This window comes from Acinetobacter sp. WCHAc060025, from assembly GCF_004209355.1.
In the GTDB taxonomy this organism is placed as follows: domain Bacteria; phylum Pseudomonadota; class Gammaproteobacteria; order Pseudomonadales; family Moraxellaceae; genus Acinetobacter; species Acinetobacter wuhouensis.
Genome location: NZ_SGSX01000001.1, coordinates 66440 through 88111, shown reverse-complemented (window position 1 = coordinate 88111; position 21672 = coordinate 66440). Strand labels below are relative to the sequence as shown.

22 protein-coding genes are annotated in these 21672 nt (G+C 38.4%); 12 read left to right on the top strand and 10 right to left on the bottom strand.

The features are described from left to right. Positions 1-102: 102 nt before the first annotated feature. Both EXE09_RS00475 and hcaD read left to right on the top strand, forming a co-directional pair. Entirely contained in the window at positions 103-1065 is a 963-nt protein-coding gene (locus EXE09_RS00475) for a 3-carboxyethylcatechol 2,3-dioxygenase (protein WP_130115980.1), read from the top strand. A gap of 16 nt (positions 1066-1081) precedes the next feature. Next, positions 1082-2317 (top strand): 3-phenylpropionate/cinnamic acid dioxygenase ferredoxin--NAD(+) reductase subunit, encoded by a 1236-nt coding sequence (gene hcaD / locus EXE09_RS00470; protein WP_130115979.1) that lies wholly within the window; start codon positions 1082-1084, stop codon positions 2315-2317. Between the two features lie 83 nt (positions 2318-2400). Here the strand turns inward: hcaD and EXE09_RS00465 are convergent, their stop codons facing one another. After that, a complete protein-coding gene (locus tag EXE09_RS00465; protein ID WP_068973734.1) occupies positions 2401-2856 on the bottom strand; it encodes a GNAT family N-acetyltransferase in 456 nt (151 codons plus the stop codon). A 127-nt stretch (positions 2857-2983) separates the two neighbouring features. On the opposite strand from EXE09_RS00465, the gene EXE09_RS00460 reads away from it, so the two are divergent. From EXE09_RS00460 to EXE09_RS00445, 4 genes are read left to right on the top strand one after another with little or no spacing between them, the layout of a single operon-like run. Beyond that, the gene (locus tag EXE09_RS00460; RefSeq protein WP_130115978.1) at positions 2984-3922 is read left to right on the top strand and encodes a cation diffusion facilitator family transporter; all 939 of its coding nucleotides are present in this window, start codon (positions 2984-2986) and stop codon (positions 3920-3922) included. A 2-nt stretch (positions 3923-3924) separates the two neighbouring features. Beyond that, entirely contained in the window at positions 3925-5085 is a 1161-nt protein-coding gene (locus tag EXE09_RS00455; protein ID WP_130115977.1) for an MBL fold metallo-hydrolase, read from the top strand. 26 nt (positions 5086-5111) lie between these two features. After that, the gene (locus tag EXE09_RS00450; RefSeq protein ID WP_130115976.1) at positions 5112-5690 is read left to right on the top strand and encodes a hypothetical protein; all 579 of its coding nucleotides are present in this window, start codon (positions 5112-5114) and stop codon (positions 5688-5690) included. Between the two features lie 37 nt (positions 5691-5727). After that, positions 5728-6375: a hypothetical protein gene (locus tag EXE09_RS00445; protein ID WP_130115975.1), complete on the top strand. Its 648-nt coding sequence runs from the start codon at positions 5728-5730 to the stop codon at positions 6373-6375. On the opposite strand, the gene EXE09_RS00440 is transcribed toward EXE09_RS00445, so the two are convergent. Together EXE09_RS00440 and EXE09_RS00435 are read right to left on the bottom strand one after the other, a co-directional pair. Beyond that, positions 6365-6769 (bottom strand): DoxX-like family protein, encoded by a 405-nt coding sequence (locus EXE09_RS00440; RefSeq protein ID WP_130115974.1) that lies wholly within the window; start codon positions 6767-6769, stop codon positions 6365-6367. The two genes, EXE09_RS00445 and EXE09_RS00440, sit on opposite strands and share 11 nt — an antisense overlap. Continuing rightward, positions 6762-7238, bottom strand: a complete 477-nt coding sequence (locus tag EXE09_RS00435) for a thiol-disulfide oxidoreductase DCC family protein (RefSeq protein ID WP_130115973.1) — start codon at positions 7236-7238, stop codon at positions 6762-6764. The genes EXE09_RS00440 and EXE09_RS00435 overlap by 8 nt, the downstream gene beginning before the upstream one ends. 340 nt (positions 7239-7578) lie before the next feature. Between EXE09_RS00435 and katG the strand changes: the two genes are divergently transcribed. Then, the gene (gene katG, locus EXE09_RS00430) at positions 7579-9768 is read left to right on the top strand and encodes a catalase/peroxidase HPI (protein ID WP_130115972.1); all 2190 of its coding nucleotides are present in this window, start codon (positions 7579-7581) and stop codon (positions 9766-9768) included. A gap of 116 nt (positions 9769-9884) precedes the next feature. Here the strand turns inward: katG and EXE09_RS00425 are convergent, their stop codons facing one another. Further along, on the bottom strand, positions 9885-11024 hold the full coding sequence (locus tag EXE09_RS00425) for a GTPase (protein ID WP_130115971.1): 1140 nt from the start codon (positions 11022-11024) through the stop codon (positions 9885-9887). 869 nt (positions 11025-11893) lie between these two features. Then, a complete protein-coding gene (locus tag EXE09_RS00420) occupies positions 11894-12514 on the bottom strand; it encodes a TetR/AcrR family transcriptional regulator (RefSeq protein ID WP_130115970.1) in 621 nt (206 codons plus the stop codon). Positions 12515-12594: 80 nt separating this feature from the next. Here EXE09_RS00420 and EXE09_RS00415 point away from each other — a divergent pair, with 80 nt between their 5' ends. Next, positions 12595-14283: an acyl-CoA dehydrogenase family protein gene (locus EXE09_RS00415; protein WP_130115969.1), complete on the top strand. Its 1689-nt coding sequence runs from the start codon at positions 12595-12597 to the stop codon at positions 14281-14283. Between the two features lie 228 nt (positions 14284-14511). Here the strand turns inward: EXE09_RS00415 and EXE09_RS00410 are convergent, their stop codons facing one another. Both EXE09_RS00410 and EXE09_RS00405 read right to left on the bottom strand, forming a co-directional pair. After that, the gene (locus EXE09_RS00410; protein WP_068973724.1) at positions 14512-14706 is read right to left on the bottom strand and encodes a hypothetical protein; all 195 of its coding nucleotides are present in this window, start codon (positions 14704-14706) and stop codon (positions 14512-14514) included. Between the two features lie 200 nt (positions 14707-14906). After that, positions 14907-15383: an Lrp/AsnC family transcriptional regulator gene (locus tag EXE09_RS00405; protein ID WP_087552192.1), complete on the bottom strand. Its 477-nt coding sequence runs from the start codon at positions 15381-15383 to the stop codon at positions 14907-14909. A gap of 136 nt (positions 15384-15519) precedes the next feature. On the opposite strand from EXE09_RS00405, the gene EXE09_RS00400 reads away from it, so the two are divergent. Both EXE09_RS00400 and EXE09_RS00395 read left to right on the top strand, forming a co-directional pair. Further along, entirely contained in the window at positions 15520-16158 is a 639-nt protein-coding gene (locus EXE09_RS00400) for a LysE family translocator (RefSeq protein ID WP_130115968.1), read from the top strand. Positions 16159-16271: 113 nt separating this feature from the next. After that, complete coding sequence (locus EXE09_RS00395; protein WP_068973722.1) at positions 16272-16460, top strand: hypothetical protein; 189 nt, start codon at positions 16272-16274, stop codon at positions 16458-16460. 52 nt (positions 16461-16512) lie between these two features. On the opposite strand, the gene ptsP is transcribed toward EXE09_RS00395, so the two are convergent. Both ptsP and EXE09_RS00385 read right to left on the bottom strand, forming a co-directional pair. Then, on the bottom strand, positions 16513-18807 hold the full coding sequence (gene ptsP / locus EXE09_RS00390; protein ID WP_087552189.1) for a phosphoenolpyruvate--protein phosphotransferase: 2295 nt from the start codon (positions 18805-18807) through the stop codon (positions 16513-16515). Between the two features lie 81 nt (positions 18808-18888). Beyond that, positions 18889-19389, bottom strand: a complete 501-nt coding sequence (locus tag EXE09_RS00385; RefSeq protein ID WP_068973720.1) for an RNA pyrophosphohydrolase — start codon at positions 19387-19389, stop codon at positions 18889-18891. A 184-nt stretch (positions 19390-19573) separates the two neighbouring features. On the opposite strand from EXE09_RS00385, the gene EXE09_RS00380 reads away from it, so the two are divergent. Both EXE09_RS00380 and EXE09_RS00375 read left to right on the top strand, forming a co-directional pair. Next, positions 19574-20224, top strand: a complete 651-nt coding sequence (locus EXE09_RS00380) for an HAD family hydrolase (RefSeq protein WP_130111998.1) — start codon at positions 19574-19576, stop codon at positions 20222-20224. 178 nt (positions 20225-20402) lie between these two features. Continuing rightward, on the top strand, positions 20403-20645 hold the full coding sequence (locus EXE09_RS00375; RefSeq protein ID WP_068973718.1) for a DUF2789 domain-containing protein: 243 nt from the start codon (positions 20403-20405) through the stop codon (positions 20643-20645). Between the two features lie 113 nt (positions 20646-20758). Here the strand turns inward: EXE09_RS00375 and EXE09_RS00370 are convergent, their stop codons facing one another. Further along, on the bottom strand, positions 20759-21616 hold the full coding sequence (locus EXE09_RS00370) for a LysR family transcriptional regulator (RefSeq protein WP_130111999.1): 858 nt from the start codon (positions 21614-21616) through the stop codon (positions 20759-20761). Positions 21617-21672 lie beyond the last annotated feature (56 nt).

Below are 21672 nucleotides of genomic sequence, written 5' to 3'. Positions count from 1 at the left end.
TTCCCTTTGCAGAAAAACTCTTCTTTTTCAGAAGCTGAGAAATATATTCTGTCAGAGGGAAGATTAAGAAGTATAGCTATTACTTCTATTTCGGAGTCCAACATGCCTGTTAAGCTCATATGTGCATCGCACAGTCCATTGATGGAATTTGCTTCACCGCAACAACAATACAAAGAACAAAAAGTTCGTGAGACTTTTGCTCAACTTGCCAAAGCAGTTGAAGCATACAATCCGACCTTAATCATCACATTCGGTCCTGATCATTTTAATGGTTTCTTCTATGACCTGATGCCGAGTTTCTGCGTGGGGATTCGTGCTACAGCGGCAGGCGATTGGGACTATGGCAAAATTGACAATAAAATTGATGTACCTGAAGAAACAGCAATTCATTTGGTGCGTCGTGTTTTAGATGAAGGCGTCGATGTTGCCTATTCATACCGTATGCAAGCCGATCATGGTGTGACACAGCCTCTACATTTTTTATGCGGTGGAAAACTAGATCGCTACCCAACCATTCCTATTTTCATCAATGGTGCAGCTGCACCGATGCCCACTACCAAACGCACAGTGGCTTTAGGTCGTGCAGTCGGGCAGTTTGTTAAATCATTGAACCTTGAAAATGAACGTATTTTGATTCTTGGAACAGGTGGCTTATCACACGATCCACCGACACCACAAATGGGTTCAGTACCACCTGAAGTGGAAGAATTTTTGATATGTGGACGTAATCCAAGTGAAGAGTCACGCAATACACGTCAAGGCAAAATTATTGCGGTAGGACAAAAGTTGGCAGCAGGTGATACCTCTGTGGCTGTGCCACTAAATCCTGAATGGGATCGTGCCTTGCTTGAAACTTTTGCCAAAGCCGACTTTGCAAGCATTGAAGCGATGAGTGAGGCGGAAATCCGTAAAGATGGCGGACGTGGCGGTCAAGAAGTTCGTTCATGGATGGCAGCCTTTGCTGCGATGCATGAAGTGGGTGAATACGACATGACCACACATTGCTACGAAGATATTAGTGAGTGGATTGCGGGCTTCGGCATCGTATCTGCTGAATTGAAATAAATAAAGGAAATCTCCCATGAGCCAAAATGAGACGAAAACCATTGTTATTGTTGGTGCAGGTCAAGCAGGTGCGAGCGCCATTTTAGAACTTCGTGCCAACAAATATGAAGGCAAGATCATTTTGGTGGGAGATGAACCCCATCTGCCATATGAACGCCCACCTTTATCAAAAGACGTGATTTTAAAACCTGATGAAACCAAAATTGAGATTTTGTCAGAACAGAAATTGGCAGATTTGGGCGTTGAACATATTCGTGGCAATGGTGTGGTGAAAATCAACGCTGAGGCAAAAAGTATTGAACTTAAAAATGGTGAAACAATTGCCTTTGATAAGTTACTGCTTGCCACAGGTGGTGCGGCACGTCGCTTACCGAATTTCGATGCATTAGGCAAACACGTATATACCTTACGTAACCTTGAAGATTCTCAAGCCCTTGTTCCCGTACTACAAGCAGGTCGCCGTATTGTCTTAATCGGTGGTGGTGTAATCGGTTTAGAACTTGCATCATCGGCACGTTTTAAAGATTGCCAAGTGACAGTCATTGAAATGGGCAGCATGGTGATGGGACGTTCATCTCCACGGATCTTGAGCGAGTTCCTTTTGGCACAACAACGTCTTGCAGGTGTGGATGTTCGTTTAGAGACAAAAATTTCAAACTGTCAGCTTGAGGGTGAAGAAGTGGTTATCACACTTGAGGGGGGTGAAGGACTTCGTGCAGATGCGGTTATTTACGGCATTGGTATTATCCCAAATGCACAATTAGCAATTGATGCAGGTTTAAATGTTGATTTTGCCATTCTGGTCAATGAAAACTGTCAAACATCACATACTGATATTTATGCTGCGGGTGATGTGGCGACTCAGTTACGTGGCAATGGTCAATATGGTCGTGTAGAAACTTGGGAAAATGCTAATCTGCAAGCAGGAATTTTTGCTCGTCACGTGATGCGTGTTGAACATCCAACGCCAAATCCTGCATGGTTTTGGACAGATCAACTGAATATTAATTATCAGTTTGTTGGCGATATGGCTGCTGCTGAATGGCACATTCGTGGTGAAATGAACGCTGAATTGGCTGCTGAATCTTCATTCATCCTATTTGGTATAACGGATGGTGTGATTGTGGGCGGTATTACCGTCAATGCTGCTAAAGAGATGCGTCTTTTGAAAAAACTTATTAGCAAACAAGCTAATTTTGAAGCAGATAAGCATTTGGATATGAGCCAAGAACTACGTAAGTTATTGAAATAATTTTGGTTTTTGTCATCTTAAACCTGAGTGATTTTACTCAGGTTTTATGCTCAGTTTTTTTATGTTTCGATTTTCAAATGAATTTAACAATGGTTTGGAAAACGTAGATGTAGAATAGGAAATGGGCGACCTTCTGAGTCTAATTCAGAACGCGCAATTTGTTTAAACCCATGTTTAAGATAGAAATTCAAAGCACGTTGATTTTGTTCATTGACATCAATTTCATGTGCTCCCAATTCAAAAGCTTTTTTGATCAGGATAGAACCAATGCCTTGGTCGAAAAACTGTGGATCGACAAATAACATTTCAACTTTCTGATATGCCAAACCCATAAATCCCGCGATTTTTCCATCTCGTTCCACATGAAACAATTGTACGTGATCAAAATAATGATGCTGAATGATCGACTCTTTAATTTGTACAATATGTTGTTCATTTAAAAAATCATGTGTTGCGCGAACAGAATCTTCCCAGATTTTTAAGAGTTGCGGATGATCTTTTGATGATGTGTCCAGAATATGGTTCAGGTCTATTTCCATAAAACATTCACTCAAGTGTGAAAAGAAACAAAAAATAAAGAAAAATCACATGTTGTTTCGCTAATATGAATGAATATCGGTATAAAAATCAAATCGATGTATTTGATGAAAAAAAACAGGACAATAAATGTCAGATTCTAACAAAATTGTTGTATATGCAGCACTTTTTGGTAATTTAGCCATCGCATTGGTTAAGTTTATTGCAGCGTATATTACAAATAGTTCTGCAATGTTAAGTGAAGCTGTACATTCTGTTGTGGATACACTGAATGAAATATTATTGCTATATGGTTTAAAGAAATCGCAACAAACTGCCGATTACCAACATCCATTTGGCTATGGTCGAGAGTTATACTTTTGGGCATTTATTGTTGCTTTATTGGTTTTTGCTTTGGGTTCAGTGGTGTCTATCTTTCAAGGTATTCAGCATATACGTCATCCTGAAGTGATTGAATCTCCAATGGTGAATTACGCCGTGTTAGGGTTCGCGATTCTTTGTGAAGGAACGTCTTGGTTTATTGCCCTAAAAACCTTTAAAAAGACCAAAGGTTCAATGGGATATTTCGAGGCATTTCGACGTAGTAAAGATCCGACGACATTTACCGTTTTATTTGAAGATTCAGCAGCATTGATTGGTTTATTGATTGCTTTGGTTGGAATTTTCTGTGCACATCAATTTAATTTACCTGTTTTAGATGGCGTGGCTTCAGTATTGATTGGTGTCGTTTTAGCCATTTCAGCTTTACTTTTGGCGAGAGAAACGAAAGGATTGTTGATGGGGGAAACGGCAGATCCCAAATTGCGACATAATGTGTTGCAGGTCGCGCAAGAAGATCAAGCTGTATATTCTGCCAATGGTGTACTGACAGAACAAATGGGAGCTCATCAAGTGATCGCTTCTTTAAGTTTAGAATTTAAAGATGGGCTTACTTCAGATGAGATTGAAACCTGCGTGAACAGAATTGAAGCAAAGATTAAGAGTATTCATCCTGAAATCGTGGCATTATTCGTGAAGCCACAAACTAAACAAGTTTGGCTTGAAAGAATGAAAGGGCGTTTAGAGTAATCATGTCGAAACAAGAGCCAATTGTCCGTTTTGAAGAAAAAACGAAACAAGATGAGACGATTTTAGATAAGAAGAACCATGAGAATAAGGTTCAATCTGCTGTAGTTCCATCTGAAAATATTCAGCAATTACATTATCGAATTGATACTGAAAACTGTTTATCGCATACATGGGCGAAACCGTTATTTAAAGTAATTGGTTCGAATTATCACAACGGGGAACGTTTTTTTAATCAACAACGTCGACCTGAAGGGCGTAGTCGTTGGGATTTGATGAAATGGTTAGGCACACGTAAGTCTTATACATGGAATGTCGATTCAGCCAAAGAAGCTGCTGAATTCTATGCAACTAAACGAACTTTACCGCAAAACCGTCCAGATGCTGATGACAATGATTGGCAAGTTTGGTTTGTTAGTCATGCAACGGTCTTGGTTCAGATTGGACCGTATAACTTTTTAACCGATCCAGTTTGGGCAGATTATGTCAGTCCTAAACAAGGACGAGGACCTAAACGGGTGATTCCATCGGGAATTGCATTGGAACAGCTTCCAGAGATTCATGCTGTTTTATTGAGTCATAATCACTATGATCACATGGATTTGGCATCTTTAAGATGGCTACACAATAAATTCGGTATGCCGATTTATACAGGTTTAGGCAATGGATCATATCTGCCTAAAGCATTTCATGTGATTGAAATGGACTGGTGGCAATCGGCTTTATTTAAAAATTTGAAAATTATTTATACCCCTGCACAACATGGTTCTGGTCGTGGCTTACGTGATCAGAATATTGCATTGTGGGGCGGTTTCTCCATTATTTCTGAACATGGTCATTTCTTCTTTGCGGGAGATACAGGCTATTCACCACATTTTAAAGAAATTCAAAAGCGTTTAGGAACACCACGAATTGCTTTGTTGCCGATCGGGGCGTATGAACCTAGAGCATTGATGCAATATATGCATATGAATCCACAAGATGCTTTTCAAGCGCATTTGGATTTACAGGCAAAGCGTTCTTTGGCAATACATTACCGTACTTTCCAACTGACGGATGAAAGCCGCGAACAGCCTGAGCAAGATTTGCAAAAAGCCATGAAACATTCGTCGAAAATGGTCAATCCGTTTTATTGTATCCGTGAAGGGCGTAAGTTAGTGGTCTAATATAAAAATGAACAAGGATGTTGAATATGAAAAAAATGAGTTTACGATTTTTGATATTACCTTTTCTCATCTTGTCTTTTGATGTTGCTCATGCAAAATCAAAGCATGTAGACCATGATCAAGCGGTTGATGCAGATCTAGTCGATTATGCTGGTGATAAGTCTGCTGATGTTGTTGATGCTGTTGCAGATCAACATGATGTTGTACCCAACTATGCAGCAAAGCCGCTAGAAGAAAAATATAGCTTTGATGGTATGGAAGGTTCAAATGATTGGAGATTGATTTATCAGGATAAGCAAACACAATATTTTCAAAATGATTTGACTGTGAATGATGGGATTCAGTTGGTTGAAGCGTGGATTAAGACGATTGAACCTACTAAGAAAACATCTGTGGTCAATTATTATCAAGTTTTGTGTAAAGATCAGACCTTTAAAGTGCTTGAACAATACCAAAGTAAGGATGATCAAAATTATAAATTAGTGAAAAAAGTAGATTTATATCGTCAGACCCAAACCTTGAGTCAAGCAGGTGAGAAGTTACCTGTGTTTAAAAAATTATGCAAGGAAAGAGAGGACTTTGCGAAGGCTTGGGGTATTCAATAAAGTCATTCTTTTAACTGAATGTTGAAGGATAAAAATAATGAAAATGTTCAAATTGGTACTTATATTGCTGATGTTTGGTACTGTTGCGGCACATGCAAAAACATTGAGCATTAATCAACAACGCTTTGAAATTAAAACTACGCATGGTGAAACCGACGAGGGGTTTGAACAAGACAATCTTGAATTATATCGTGGCGATAAAAAACTGTTGACCCATACCCAACGTTTAAGTACAGGAGATTGCAGTATTCTTACTATAGAGGTAGGTGATTATGAGGTTAAAAATAATCAACTGATTTTTTATACGTATTGGGCGGCAGGGGATCGACAGGGTTTATGGACATTTCCTTATGGCGTGCGTAAGCAGGTTTATTCAGTCGATTCAAAAGGGATGGTCAAATTAATCAGTGCTGTAGTTTATGTGGAGGATACTATTAGCAATCCGTTGGAAACAAATCCAGATCAGGATTATCTACAGTTTTTAACGATTCAACCAAAAAGCCCTAAAGATAAACTTGCATTAAATAACTATATTCAGCAAATGCAAACACGTTATAAAGCGCGGTTTGTACATGGACAGGAACGTACGCAACTAATCAAAGAAGTGAAAAGTAAATTGGCTTCACAGATTGCAGTAGAAACAAAGGGTTGGAAAGAAGATTTCGGTCAAAATGTCAGGTTGTAACGTTTTGACTATGTTGAATATTGATCAGTTGAATCGCCACAACAGAGAGGGTTGCCATTGCCACATTCATTGCAAAAGGGTTAAAGCCAGCAGTGAAATATTGAGGATAAATGATCGCAACCGTAACTGCTAAACCAATTAAGCCAAAAATATTGAGATAATGAAGTAACTTGGATTGTCGAAATACTAAAAATAAACAGCCATAAATGATCTCGATCACACCTGAAAGTGTAATAAACAGCATCATGCTCGATTGATCAATCTCCAGAAACTCCCAAAATTTTCGTTCTTCTGCTGCTTTGAACATGATTTTCGGCACGATGCCTTGATAAATCCATAAGATCGCTAAGCTGATATTTATTGTGAGTAATGCCTTTTGAATTGACTTATCCATTAATGACATTTTCCAAAAAATGCTGTTTATTTTCAGCAGAAAGAAGGGTGCAATGCTGCATTTTTCCAAATAAGCGATAACGATTGAAAGCCACTCGGCGGTAGAGAAAATCTCGAAGCAATTTCGGCATGACATAACCGACTTTTAAACTTGAAAAAGGTTGCCCCAAGTCTTCGATCACTTTTAAAAATGCAGTAGATTCAGTGTACATTTGCCCATTTTTAATCACCAACATGGTGTCAAAATGGTCTGTTGGCATTTGATAAAATTTTAAAATGGCTTGTCCTAAATCAGACTGAACTGAGGCGAGTTTAAATCGAGCATCTATATCATATTTGATTAGAAATTCTGTCCAAGCATTGCATAACACACAAATCGCATCAAATAACACAATGTCATGTTGTTGAATGATCTGTTCAATGCTGTCCTTAGTTAGGGCAATATGATTTTCAGTGCTTATTTTTGACATTCACAGGCTCATTTTATGCAGCGCTTAAGCTCACTATAACTGAAATTATTGGGCGAAAAAACAGTCTGTATCGGTACATTTTTAAACCATCGGAATAATCGAAAAGTATGATGAAAATAATGAATCACTTAAACTTTGTAAGGAAATAGTCGAGAAAATGTTGCTAAATCGCTGAATTATTGTAAATCATTAAATTTTAAGATTTTAAATAGAAGAATCCGATTGTTTTTATTCGTTAAATTCACTTTAGCTTGTCATGAAAAACCGCTATGTTGGTGTTGTAGCAGAATTTTTAAACGGTTAAATTTTTAATCAAAATTGATGAATGAGGAAATTATACATGGATAACAATAAGCCAGCTTCAGGTTGCCCTTTCCATCAAGCCGGTGGGCAGACCAGTGTAGCCAGCACCAATAATGCAGATTGGTGGCCGAATGCGCTGAATCTCGATATTCTTTCTCAACATGACAAAAAAACCAATCCGATGGACCCAGATTTTGATTATGCCAAAGCATTTAAATCATTGGATTTGGAAGCAGTAAAACAAGACTTACGTGAACTGATTAATTCAAGCCAAGATTGGTGGCCATCGGACTATGGTAGCTATATTGGTATGTTCGTGCGTACCGCATGGCACTTGGCAGGTTCGTATCGTAAACAAGATGGTCGTGGCGGTGCGAACACAGGTAACCAACGCTTTGCACCCTTAAACAGTTGGCCTGATAACGTCAATACTGATAAAGGTCGTCGTCTACTTTGGCCAATCAAACAGAAATATGGTAATAAAATCTCTTGGGGTGACTTGATCGTCCTTGCTGGAACAGTTGCTTATGATGTGGCAGGTTTAAAAACCTTTGGTTTCGGTGGTGGCCGTTTAGATATTTGGGCACCTGAAAAAGATATTTATTGGGGTGAAGAACGCCAATGGCTTGCACCAACTAAAGAGCGTTATGCAAGTGATGAAGATCGTTCATCTTTGGAAAACCCACTTGCTGCAGTACAAATGGGCTTGATCTATGTCAACCCTGAAGGTGTCGATGGCGTACAGGATCCATTACGTACCGCACAGGACATGCGTGTTACTTTTGATCGTATGGGAATGGATGACGAAGAAACTGTTGCACTCACCGTTGGTGGTCATACTGTGGGTAAAGCACATGGTAATGGTAAAGCTGAAAACCTCGGTGCGGATGTAGAAAGTGCAGATGTAGAATTCCAAGGTCTCGGTTGGCACAACTCAGAAGGTACAGGCAATGGAGCAAATACCATGGTCAGTGGTCTTGAAGGTGCTTGGACAACACATCCTGACAAATGGGACAATGAATTCCTTTATTTACTGTTCACGTATGAATGGGAAAAAACACTTAGCCCTGCGGGTGCAAAACAATGGGAACCTGTGAACATCAAAGAGGAAGACAAACCTGTTGATGCACACAATCCAAATGTACGCCGTAACCCGATGATGACAGATGCCGATATGGCACTGAAATTTGACCCTGCGTACCGTAAAATTGCAGAAGATTTTTATCAAAATCCTGACAAATTAGCAGATGTATTTGCCCGTGCATGGTTCAAACTGACTCATCGTGATATGGGACCAAAAACTCGCTACTTGGGTGCAGATGTTCCAAATGAAGATTTAATTTGGCAAGATCCTATTCCAAAAGCAGATTACTCATTGTCTGATGTAGACGTGACCAATCTCAAAGTGAAATTACTGAACAGTGGTTTAACTTCTGCTGAATTGATCGCAACGGCTTGGGATAGCGCACGTACTTTCCGTGGTTCGGACTATCGTGGTGGTGCAAATGGTGCACGTATTCGCCTTGCACCGCAAAAAGATTGGGAAGGGAATGAACCTGCTCGTTTAGCTAAAGTTGTCGCGAAACTTGCAGAGATTCAAGCGGGCTTAGTCAAGAAAGTCAGTATTGCAGATTTGATCGTACTCGGTGGTACAGCAGCGGTTGAGAAAGCAGCGCAAGATGCGGGTGTGAACATCAAAGTTCCATTCCTTGCAGGTCGTGGTGATGCGACTCAGGAACAAACAGATGCTTATTCTTTTGAAGATTTCGAGCCGAAAGCAGATGGTTTCCGTAACTTCTTAAAAGCAGATTATGTGGTTCAGCCTGAAGAAATGTTGCTTGATCGTGCACAATTGCTTGGTTTGACTGCACCTGAAATGACAGTTCTTGTTGGTGGTTTACGTGTACTTGGCGCAAACTATGCTGACGATAAAGCAGGTGTATTCACAGACAAAGTGGGTGTTCTCACTAATGATTTCTTCGTGAATCTAACAGATATGAACTATAACTGGAAACCAACAGGTAAGAATTCATATAACATCGTTGAGCGTAAGTCTGGTGATGTGAAATGGACTGCAAGCCGTGTGGATCTGGTATTTGGTTCTAACTCGATTCTTCGTTCTTATGCAGAAGTGTATGCGCAAGACGACAACAAAGAGAAGTTTGTAAAAGACTTCGTGGCAGCATGGACGAAAGTCATGAATGCTGACCGTTTTGATGTGAAATAAGTCATTTAAGATGTAGAAAAACCGCCTGAGGGCGGTTTTTTTGTGAGTGATGTCATTTTATGGATTTCAATTAATTCATCACACTTTGCATAAGGAGTACTATGTTAATGATAAATCTATTTAATAAATTTTGAAATTAATTCCATTATAGACTTTATATCTTTACTTATAATGATTCTAGCAATTTCTTTAGCGCCAATTTCATCAAGCAATTTCTTAAATCTATTAAACTGTTCTTTTAACTCAGTCTTATCATCTAAGTTATAGCCATTTTCATATACCCAATTTACAGCACTTAACATGGCTAATGTTACGATTATAGCAACACCAGCAGCTGCAATATCTAGAATACCAGTTGGTGGTAAGAATGACTTAGCAAAAAGAAATGCATTGGCACCGATACTTTGACTTGCAAATAATGGGATTATTGCAACTGCTGATTTTTTGCTTAAAACTTCGCCTGTATAAGTATAATGAATTGACATAATTGCTGCTGCTTGTGTTCCTGTAATATAGATTGCACTACCTGGAATAAAAGCTTCAATTCCTACTGCTGCTAATGCACCATAAATAATACGTTTAGCAATAACAGATTTTCTTTCCATTTCTCTCGCTAGCACTAAATCTTTACCATGTTCTTTTAAAAAGGCAAAAATTGATGTGCGAAGTTCATCTACACCGCGAATATCTAGGTTAGTCTCACTATCTGTATCAGGATCATAGCCAAAAGTACAAGTTTGAAAAATATTTTCTGTTTCTGATAAGTTTAAAGCCTCTCGCCATTGCTGAACTACTTTTGGTATTGATGATTTTTGTCTGTCATACATATCAATTTTATTCAATACGACAAAAACTTTTTTACAATGAGTCTTTAATAAATCAAAATGTTGCTTTTGTGCCACGTCAGCAGAATCAGAAACCACTAAAATACCAACATCGATATCTAAAAGTGCATTTCTTGTGGCAGCACTATTTTCATCTATAATGTCTCCAAGCCCAGGAGAATCCATAATCTCTACATACTTGCCAAGTTTAAATCTTTTAACTTTAGTTGTTACGCCAGACATAGCTCCGACATTTGCAAGCAACTCTTCGTTTTTATTTTTATGAAACAGAGCATTTAGTAATGAGCTTTTACCTGCACTAACTTTTCCAACAACAGCAATAGTTACATTTTTTTCTAAATTTTTTTCAATTTCATCTAGTTTTTTTTGAGTTTCTGTTTCAACAGAATCTGTATTAAAATTCGTACCCATATAATTTTCCCCTTATGTAATTAATTTGAATCATATTATAATGCAAATATTATTAAACTTCATTATTTAAACGACACAGATTGTCGCTTATAATCAAAAATAAATACAAAGAGTGCTATCGTGAAATTACAGTACATTTATTGGTGGCAATAGAGGTTGTGTGCTAATCGTATCTGTCAAGAGTAAAAATGAAGATAAGTGGACTAATTTCGTTATATTCTTAATGGATTTAACATTACGAGTGAAACACCAAACATTTTTTCTTAATGCAATAGAATTTTAAATTAATTGCTAGATAATATATCTGATATAATTTTGATTGTTATAATTTAATAGTAAGAATTTGTTATGAAAGACGTAATAGAAATAGTTTTTCGGATTTCATTTAAAACCATCGGTTCTATTAATCCTTATTTTTCCATTGGATTAATTATACTTCTTATACTTCTTGCTGGGTATTTTTTAAAGTCAAAATAATGTTAAACAGTAAAAAGTTATTTGAATTTATCGTGTGCTTAATTTATCTATATTGGTATAAAAATATGAGAGTTTATTGTTGGTGAACTAAATGTAAGATAATGAAAGTTCTATCACTTAAAATTAATTTTTTTTTATATGGCTTGTGAATTGTGTGGAATTACCCTAAAAAAATAAGATTAATTTTATACGAATTGATATAAATCATTAAGTATTTTTTTAATAATTATTAAGTTTATTTTATATTTTTTTTGTGTTTAAATTTAATTTAATGATTGTCATGCGAAATAAAAATTTTATATATTTAAAATATTTTTTCATTCTCAAAAAAATCGATTTGAAACGAGTTGAGTGTCTATTATCCAAATTTAAAACATTTTGCAAATAAAAACCTATATCTCCATTAAACTTTTTACAAAACCAAGCACATCACTCTCCAAAATCTCCCATTCCCTAAACTCAGGCTCAATCAATAAAGTCTGTGAAATCACTCCATAACAAATCCGCTGTACATTTAAACTGATCCGATTCAGTTGCTCATGATCCTGAATAAAAGGCATGAGAATGGTTTGCCACATCTGCACCATCATTTCATAACTTTTACGATAAATTTCAATACTCGAAACCTGTCGCTCCAACAAAAAAGTCTGTGCCCATAAAAACTGCTGTGCCTGAATTTCTTGCAATTGAAAATGAATCACTTGCTGTAAATGTGCTGGAAAATCTAGATTTGTGGATAACTCGATCAGACTTTGTGCATAACTTTTTAAAGCTTCAGCATTACTTTTCACATGCTGATGAATGGTCAGCGCAATCAAATCTTCTTTCTTAGAAAAATACTCATAAAAAGTTCCCAAGCCAACGCCTGCAACATCAGTAATTTCTCGAATGGTAATTTCACTGGCAGGACGTTCATGCAAAAGCCGAACAAAACTTTCCATCAAGGCTTCTTGAGTGATACGAGCCCTTGACTGGCGAGGTTTACGACGCACATTGATTGCAGGCAAAGCCATAAAAATAACCCGAACATCCATCCATAGATTTTCATCTATACTGAATGTAATTGGACAAAACAACAAGACAGGATTTCAGCATGAACACAGCAACGTTTGGAACAACTACAGCATGGCAAACCCATGAGATCAGCAACCAATTTGATGAATTGCAAAACTACAACTTATTTAGCACAGATCAAGTCCTACAAGAAATTTTGCAACGCTATGGCAGTCAGGATCAGCAGACTTTAGCAGAGTTTGGAGAGATTGTCGGTTCAGCAGAATATTATCAATATGCAGACCTAGCCAATCGACATACACCTGAATTGCATAGTTTTGATGCACGTGGTCGCCGTAAAGATTTTTTAGAGTTTCACCCTGCATGGCATAAATGGATGGGTATTAATCGTCAATACCACACTCATGCTTATCCATTTATTGATGTACAAAATCAGTCACAGTCAACTTCAAAATGGGTGGATTGGGCAGCACGATTTTTCTTAAGCGGACAAGTGGAATGTGGAAACTTATGCCCTAACTCGATGACTTTGGGCAGTATTCCACTGATTCAAAATGAACCTGAGCTTTGGGCAAAAATCGGTGAAAAATTACTGTCCAATGAATACGATGAACGTGATATTCCGATTTCCCAAAAAAAATCCATCTGGATGGGTATGGGCATGACAGAAAAGCAGGGTGGTTCAGATGTCCGTGCCAATGGAACCTATGCAGTGCCTGTCGCTGAATTAGGTCGTGGTAAAGCCTATTTGCTGACAGGGCATAAATGGTTTTTCTCAGCCCCGATGTGTGATGCACATTTGGTGGTGGCGAAAACTGAACAGGATGGCTTGGCGTGTTTCTTTGTGCCACGTTGGTTGGAGGATGGCACGAAAAACAATATTCACGTGCAACGTCTAAAAGACAAAGTCGGTAATCGTAGTAACTCAAGTTCAGAAGTCGAATTTAAAGAGGCTTGGGGCATCATGATCGGTGAGGCAGGGCGTGGTATCCCAACCATTATTGAGATGGCGAATTACACTCGTTTAACTTGCTCAGTGGGTTCAAGTGCGATGCTACGTCAGGCATTGGTACAGTGCGTTGCCTATACCCGTCAGCGCAAAGCGTTTGGAAAGCATTTAGCTGAACAACCTTTGATGCAAGCAGTACTTGCGGATTTGGCTTTGGAAACCGAAGCTGCGATGCAACTGAGTTTTCATCTCGCACATTGTTATGAGCAGGATGATGAAATGTCACTGGCATGGAAACGTATCATGACGCCTGCATCTAAGTTTTGGGTATGTAAACGTGCGGTGGAACTGACAGGTGAAATGATGGAGGTCTTTGGTGGTAATGGTTATGTCGATACTGGCATCATGGCTCGCATTTTTAAAGAAGCCCCTGTAAATTCCATTTGGGAAGGTTCGGGCAATGTCATGTGTTTAGACGTATTACGTGCGATTCAGCGTGATCGTGAGTCCATCGAAGTCCTGTTCCAATCATTCGCAAAAGTGGCTTCAAGTGATGCTGTTTTACAGAATGAATTGCAGTCTTTGTTTAAATTATTCAGCAGTTTACAAGCCGATGAAATGCAGTTTATGGCGCGCAGTCTGGTCAGTCGTTTGGTGATTCTTGCTCAAGCGATTTTACTGAAACAGTATGCACCTGATTTTGTCTCTGATGCGTTTATCGCAACTCGTTATAGTGAATTTCATGGACGGGTCGTAGGCATGGTGGAGGCGAAATCAGTGGATGTGGAACGATTGTTGGGAAGGGCATTGGCGAGTTGAAATAGATTTTTAAATGCCCAAATCAGCGAAGGTCATCATGATGATGACCTTCATACGCTTAAATCAGGTTTGATTTGAAGCTGATACTTTTAACACGTAATTATTGAAAATTACTTTTGTTTTTTAAGCTTTTTCTGGAGTTTTTTCAATTTACCTTCGTGCTTTGAAATTTTGTCCAAACGCGCTTTGATTTGTTTCTTTAAAGATTTAACTTGCTTTGACATCATGTTACTCCTTTGTTTTGCTATCCGTTGGCTGATGTTTTTTGATAAAACTACGGATAAATTTTCTTAACTCACGTGCTGCACTGGTATCAAGACTTTCACACAATTGTAAAAACTCATCCCGTTCAGCACTGTTAATGCGAATTAAGAGCTGCCCATCTTTTTTATTCACCTTTGTCTTTTTGGGTAATTCAGCCATCACGTATTTATCCCCAAAGGCGGAAATCAAAATGTATATACAATATATATACGTTTTAAAAATAAAGCAAATTTAACTTGTTGAAAATATTTGATTATTTTGTATTTTAATGAAACTTAATGTAAGAGTGTGTGTTTTCAGGCTATAACTGATTGTTATCATGGTCTTTATTTTGAGAGTGAAAGAATAATTTTACATGCTCAGGGCTTTAAAATTGGGAAACCTAGAAAAGGTTTAATTTCTTTGAGTACAAACATGCTTTGCATTTCTTTAATTCCTGGCAAGCGGCGAATAATTGACATTGAAAACTCTGCATAAGTATCTAAATCAGGCGAGACCACCTGTAAAAGAAAATCAGCATCACCACCAATACTATAACAAGCCACAACATGCTCCAAAGCTGTCACTTGCTCTTCAAATTTCTTGGCTTCTTTTTCACTGTGACTGTCGATGGAAACACGGATAAAAACCATGACACCTAAGCCGATTTTTTTACGATCCAACAGTACGCCATAGCCTTTGATGATGCTTGTATCTTCTAAATGTTTCACCCTACGCCAACAGGGTGAGGCAGACATTCCGATATTTTCAGCGAGTTCAGCATTGGAAATACGAGAGTCACGTTGTAATAACTCTAAAATTTTAGTGTCAGTTTTATCGATCTGCTTTTGGGTCATTCTTGTCTTTTGAGTTCATCTTAAAGGTTATTTATACCCTTTTTATTGCTATTTTAGAAATAAATAGATCAGTTTTACCTACGTTTTTCACAAAAAATATAAGGATACATTTCAGATTTTTCAGGTTGTGATGCTGATGCAAGATTTAACCCAATTTTCAACGTATTTATTCACCTTAGCCATTGCAGCTTTGCTACCTGGACCAGGCATGACAGGTCTAATGTTGAAGACATTTACTCAAGGACACCAACGTGCCTTGTTAATGCTTTTAGGGCTGATCACAGGTGATGTTCTATTCTTGCTGAGTTCGATTTTTCTAATTGATTTCATTCACCAACTCAGTCCACATTTTTCAGTTTATATGATGTTGCTTTGCAGTTTTTATTTACTGTACTTGTCTTATCAATATTGGAATTTTCAGGATCATTTATTCAATGAAAATACTCAAATTTTAGATATAAAGATCTCATTTTCAGCATTTCAGGATGGTTTGTTGATGACTTTAAGCAATCCGAAAACGATTTCTTTTTATCTTGCTTTGGTGCCGATTATTTTTGGTTCAGCATCGTTACAAGAAAAAACGATTACTCTGATTGGGTTGACAGTTTTGACTCTATTTATTGTTGGAAGCCTATATATTTTTGCTGCTTTAAAAATTAAGAAACTTTTAAATAATAAATGGATAGAGAGAATTTTATTAAAAGGTTTAGCATTGATGATGTGTGTTTTGGCGTTCGGGATGCTGTACAAAGAACTGCATGTATTTGTTATGTGATGTATTGGAAATATTGGATAAATCCGCTTGTATTCTATACAAAAAAGCGTAATATCAGCCTTGCACCGCATCACCAATTCTGCGGCGAACATACAGTCTAAAAGGTAAATAAAATGGCGAAGAAAAAAGCTGCGCCTGAAGTTGTAATTCACAACTTTGTGGCAAAACACATGAACGATTTTAACAAGAGCCAAACTTTTGTAGATCGAAAAAAGAATGCAAAACGAGGCTATGCAAAACACAAAAAAGGGGGATACTCAAATGATTATCTCCCTTTTTTGATGCTTCAAATTTGTGCTTAATACATTGAAATATTAACAATAAAAATATTTAACTTAAAAATAAACCTTCAAATTAAACATTGACCAAACGATTCGATTTCACCATATCTGCTAAACCATGATGACGGAAATAGTATTCCATCCAACTTTTCACCATCAGTGGATTGTTCATCGCCACAACTTCTTCCAAAAGCTTCTGAGCATCTGTCATCGAGACATGGCAAATCGCTTTACGCACACGAAGAATATTACTTGAACTCATCGACAAGGTATTGAAACCCATTGCCATGAGTAAAATTGCAGACAGCGGATCCCCCGCCATTTCACCACAGATACTGATCGGTTTGTCATACTTATGACATTCCTGAACCAAACGCGTTAAGGCACGTAGTACAGAAGGGTGGAAGTGAGAATACACACTCGACACACGGGGGTTATTACGGTCAACTGCAAGTAAATATTGAATCAAGTCATTCGAACCCACTGAGAAGAAATCCACCAGTTCAGCAAATTCACCAATCTGTAAAAGCACACTGGGTACTTCGACCATAATCCCGATTTTAGGTTTGGTGATTTTAACTTGTTCTTCTTCCTGAACCGCCATCCAATCTCGTTCAAGCAGATAAAGCGCTTCTTCAACTTCACTGACACTGGTCACCATTGGCAGTAAAATATGCAGATTATTCAAACCAATACTGGCTTTGAGCATGGCACGAATTTGCGACGAAAAAATCTCAGGATGATCGAGTGTGAAACGAATCCCACGCCATCCCAAAGCAGAGTTCTCTTCTTCAATTTGGAAATAAGGTAAGTCTTTGTCTGCACCAATATCCAGTGTCCGCATGACCACAGGTTTATTGGCAAAGTGGCTGAGCTGTTGACGGTAAATCGCACGTTGTTCTTCTTCACCCGGAAAGCGTTCACGGAGCATGAACGGAATTTCAGAGCGATATAAACCAACCCCTTTGGCACCACGCTGTACACCACGCACCACATCAATCATCAAGCCTGTATTGACATACAATTTGACTGCAACACCATCAGGTGTAATCGAATCTTTGGTTTCGTATTGCTTTAAATCTTTGGCGATTTGCTCTTCTTCTTTTTGAATCTCTTTATAACGGGTACGTAAACGCCGTGGTGGATTTACAAACACACGACCTTGATAAGCATCGACAATCATTTCAACATCATCGAGGGTATTTACAGGTAATTCAGTCACGCCAACGACTGTTGGAATACCGAGCGCACGTGCTACGATCACCATGTGTGAATTGGCAGCGCCTTCAGACGTGACAATCGCGGCAATTTTATCGACAGGGAGTTCAACCAGTGCTGCAGTACTGATTTCTTCACCGATTAAAATACTTTCAGACGTGATTTCTTTATGACTGGTATCGCCCTCTTGTAGTGCTGCTAAGATTCGACGCCCTAGATCTTTTAAATCAGACACGCGTTCACGTAAGTAGTCATCTTCCATTTGCGCAAAGAGTGCGACATGACGGTCGATGACATGCTTTACAGCACCTTGTGCCCAACTACCATCTCGAATAATTTCTTTAATTTCACTCGGTAAAGCATTTTCATCTAACATGCGTAAGAACACGCTAAATAGCGCTCGTTCTTCAGCCATGAGTGAGTCTTGCATTTTATCGTCGAGGGATTGAATCTCAGTGCGGACATCAGAAATGGCACGATCTAAAAGTTCAAGCTCTTCACTAATATCATCAGCATCACGATCTGGCACAGCTGCCAAATCCGCAGGCGGGTAAAGAATAATGGCGCGCCCTAAAGCAATACCACCTGCACCAGATGAACCTTGGAAAGTTTTATAGTTGGATGAACTGCTCGGCTTACGGAAAACATCAATATTCCCGACAGCATGTGCATGTGCGATGACACCCGAAAGTTGCGCGCATAATGTGACGAGGAAGGATTCAGCGGCTTCACTAAAATCTTGAGATTCTTTATTTTGAACCACCATCACGCCCATCACTTTACGACGGTACATGACTGGAACACCAAGGAAAGAGTTATAGACTTCTTCCCCTGTTTCAGGGAAATAAGCAAAGCGTTCATGTTTAAAGGCATTGTCTAAGTTGACAATTTCTTCACGTTGACCGACTAAGCCGACCAAGCCTTCACCGAGTTGCAATGAAACATTGCCTACAGATTCTGGGTTTAAACCTTTAGTCGCCATCAACACATAACGTTGATTTCGTTCATCTAAAAGATAAATCGAGCATACATCGACATGCATTGCTTCAGAAACTTGGCTGACCATAATTTCTAAAGACTCATGCAAACTGACGGACGCATTGATTTCTTGCACAATGCGTCTTAGGGTGTCCAGTTGCATGTTCGACATGAAGGTATGCTCCTTATTTATGTTCGGTTTAACGCGATTTCATTTGCAATTATTTATAACAGCACTGTTTTGAAAAATCATTCAAATTTTTGAAGAAATTTCAGCACCATGCTGTGGCATCTGCATGCATAACTCCATCATCGCTTTACGATAAACATCACGTTTAAAATTCACCACTTGACCAAGCGGGTACCAGTAACTCACCCATTGCCATTGGTCAAATTCTGGCGGGTCAGACAAATTCAACTGAATATGTTTCGTTGAAGCTGTCAGTTTGAGTAAAAACCATTTCTGTTTTTGTCCAATACAAATCGGATCGGAATCCGAGCGAATGTATCGAAGCGGCAAACGATAATGCAACCAGTCATCTGTCTGGGCGATTATTTGGACGTGCTCGGGTAGGAGCCCAACTTCTTCTCGTAGTTCTCTATAAAGAGCTTGCTCAGGAGTTTCTCCAAACTGGATCCCCCCTTGAGGAAATTGCCATGCATTGTGACCAATGCGTTTTGCCCATAACACTTGTCCAATATCATTTGCCAAAATGATCCCGACGTTAGGTCGGAAACCTTCTGAGTCGATCATTTGGCTACCTAAAAATTGTTAATTTCATTTGACTTTATATATGGGGACACACACTCTTTTGTCCAACTCGATAAAGTCAAAGTAATAATGTTGTAAAATTGCTATGATCTTACCGAATTTCTATCGACTAGCGGTGATAGATTTACAATTTTTTTCTTAAATTTCAGTTTGAACGAGTATTTTCATGAAATTGGCGTTGTTTGACCTAGATCACACCTTATTAAATACCGACTCTGACCATTCTTGGGGCGAGTTTTTAGTCAATGAAGGCTTGGTTGATCCAGTCCATCACCGTGCCATGAATGACAAGTTCTATGAAGATTACAAAGCAGGGCAACTTGACCCGATTGCTTATAATGAATTCGTATTTGAATTTTTAACTCAGCATGACAATGAATACTTAACTGAGCTACATCAGTTATTTATGCAAAAAGTGATTCGTCCACAAATGCGTCCTAAAGGTTTTGCGGCGATTCAACGCCATAAAGATGCAGGACATGAATTGGTTGGGATTACTGCAACATCAGACTTTATTACTGCACCGATTTTTCGTGAATTTGGTATTACAGAAATCATTGCCACCAATGCTGAAGTCAAAGATGGTAAATACACAGGCAAAGTGACCAATATTCCATGTTATCAACAAGGTAAATTGGCGCGTTTGGATCAATGGCTTGAGGGGCGTGATGTGACTGAGTCATGGGCTTATTCTGATTCAATCAATGATCGTTTCTTGTTGGAATATGCAGATCATGCTTTTGCCATCAACCCAGATGATCGCTTAGAAACTTTGGCGAAAGAGCAGGCTTGGGAAATTCAAGACTGGTCAATTTGATTGATTGTGTTATTGATGAAGTAGATGAATGACAGCACTGAGGTGCTGTTTTTTATTTTCAAAATTTAAATTCTGAGATTTGTAATTATTTTTATAAATAAAGGTTTTGTGCTTCATTTTAAAAATAAAAATGCTATGTTGGTTTTAGAATTTTTTAGAAACTGCTGGAGAAAATAAAATGAGCCAAACACGTCCAAGAATGACTAATTTATTTGAACAACTGGGTTTGGATTCAAGTGAAGCGGGAATTGCAAAATTTATCGAAACCCATCAGTTAGATGCAGATACAACTATTGTCCAAGCCAATATCTGGTCAGAATCACAACGCCAATTTTTAGCTGAAAAGATTAAGTCTGACGGTGAATGGGCACTTGTTGTAGATCAACTGAATGAGTCATTACATGAAGACTCTGTGAAATAAAATATTGAGATTCTGATGATTCAAAAACCGCATTTCTAGAGAAGTGCGGTTTTATTTGTATGGGTGATATGCCGAGCAGTTTAAAGATTGCTCGGCATTTTAAGTATTTAAAACTACTTCATCATTTCAATCAGTTCTTGCACCGCACGTGATTGTGTACGCGCAGGATGCCAGACCATGCCTAATTGACGATTCATTTCAAAAGGAATATCGAGCTGATGTAAGTCTTGATTGAGCAAAGTCTTAGGTAAAACAGACCAGCCTAGCCCAATCGAAACCAACATGCGAATCGACTCAAGTGGGTTGTTGCTCATGGTGATCTTCGGTTTTAGACCTTGCTTTTCAAATTCCGCCAAGGTGATTTGACTGGTATAGGTTTGTGCAGCAGGCAGTAAACTTGGATATTCAATTAAGTCTTCTAATTTGAGATTCTTCTTTTGTGCAAGTGGATGAAATGGTGCAACCACAAAAACCAAAGGATCATTCCAAATGGTGATATAACTCAGACGCTCATCACCTTGAGGCGGAAGTGTAAGGAATGCAAGCTCTAAATCACCAGCAAGTACTTGTTCATGCGCTTGTTCCGAATCGACAAAATGCACATCCAATTTCACTTCAGGAAATTGTTGAACATATTTTTTTAAATGCTGTGGTAAATGATGCAAACCAATATGGTGACTAGTACCAATCTTTAATTTTCCACGGACTTCGCCTTGTTCATGGCTTAGTGTATGGTGAATGTCACCTAATTCATTTAACCAACTTTTAACTTTAGGCAATAGTGAATGTGCTGCATGCGTCGCTTGTACACCACGTCCCGCAGACTCAAAAAGTTTGACGCCAAAATATTCTTCTAAACTATGTATTCGTTTGGTGACAGCAGGTTGGGTAATAAACAGATGTTCTGCTGCCATGGAAATAGATCCTGTTTCCATTACTTTTACGAAAGCTTCAAAGGCTGCTAAATTCATTGTCTATCCATCCATAAAGAAATTTTATGCGTAATTTATTATTTAGAAATTTTAAG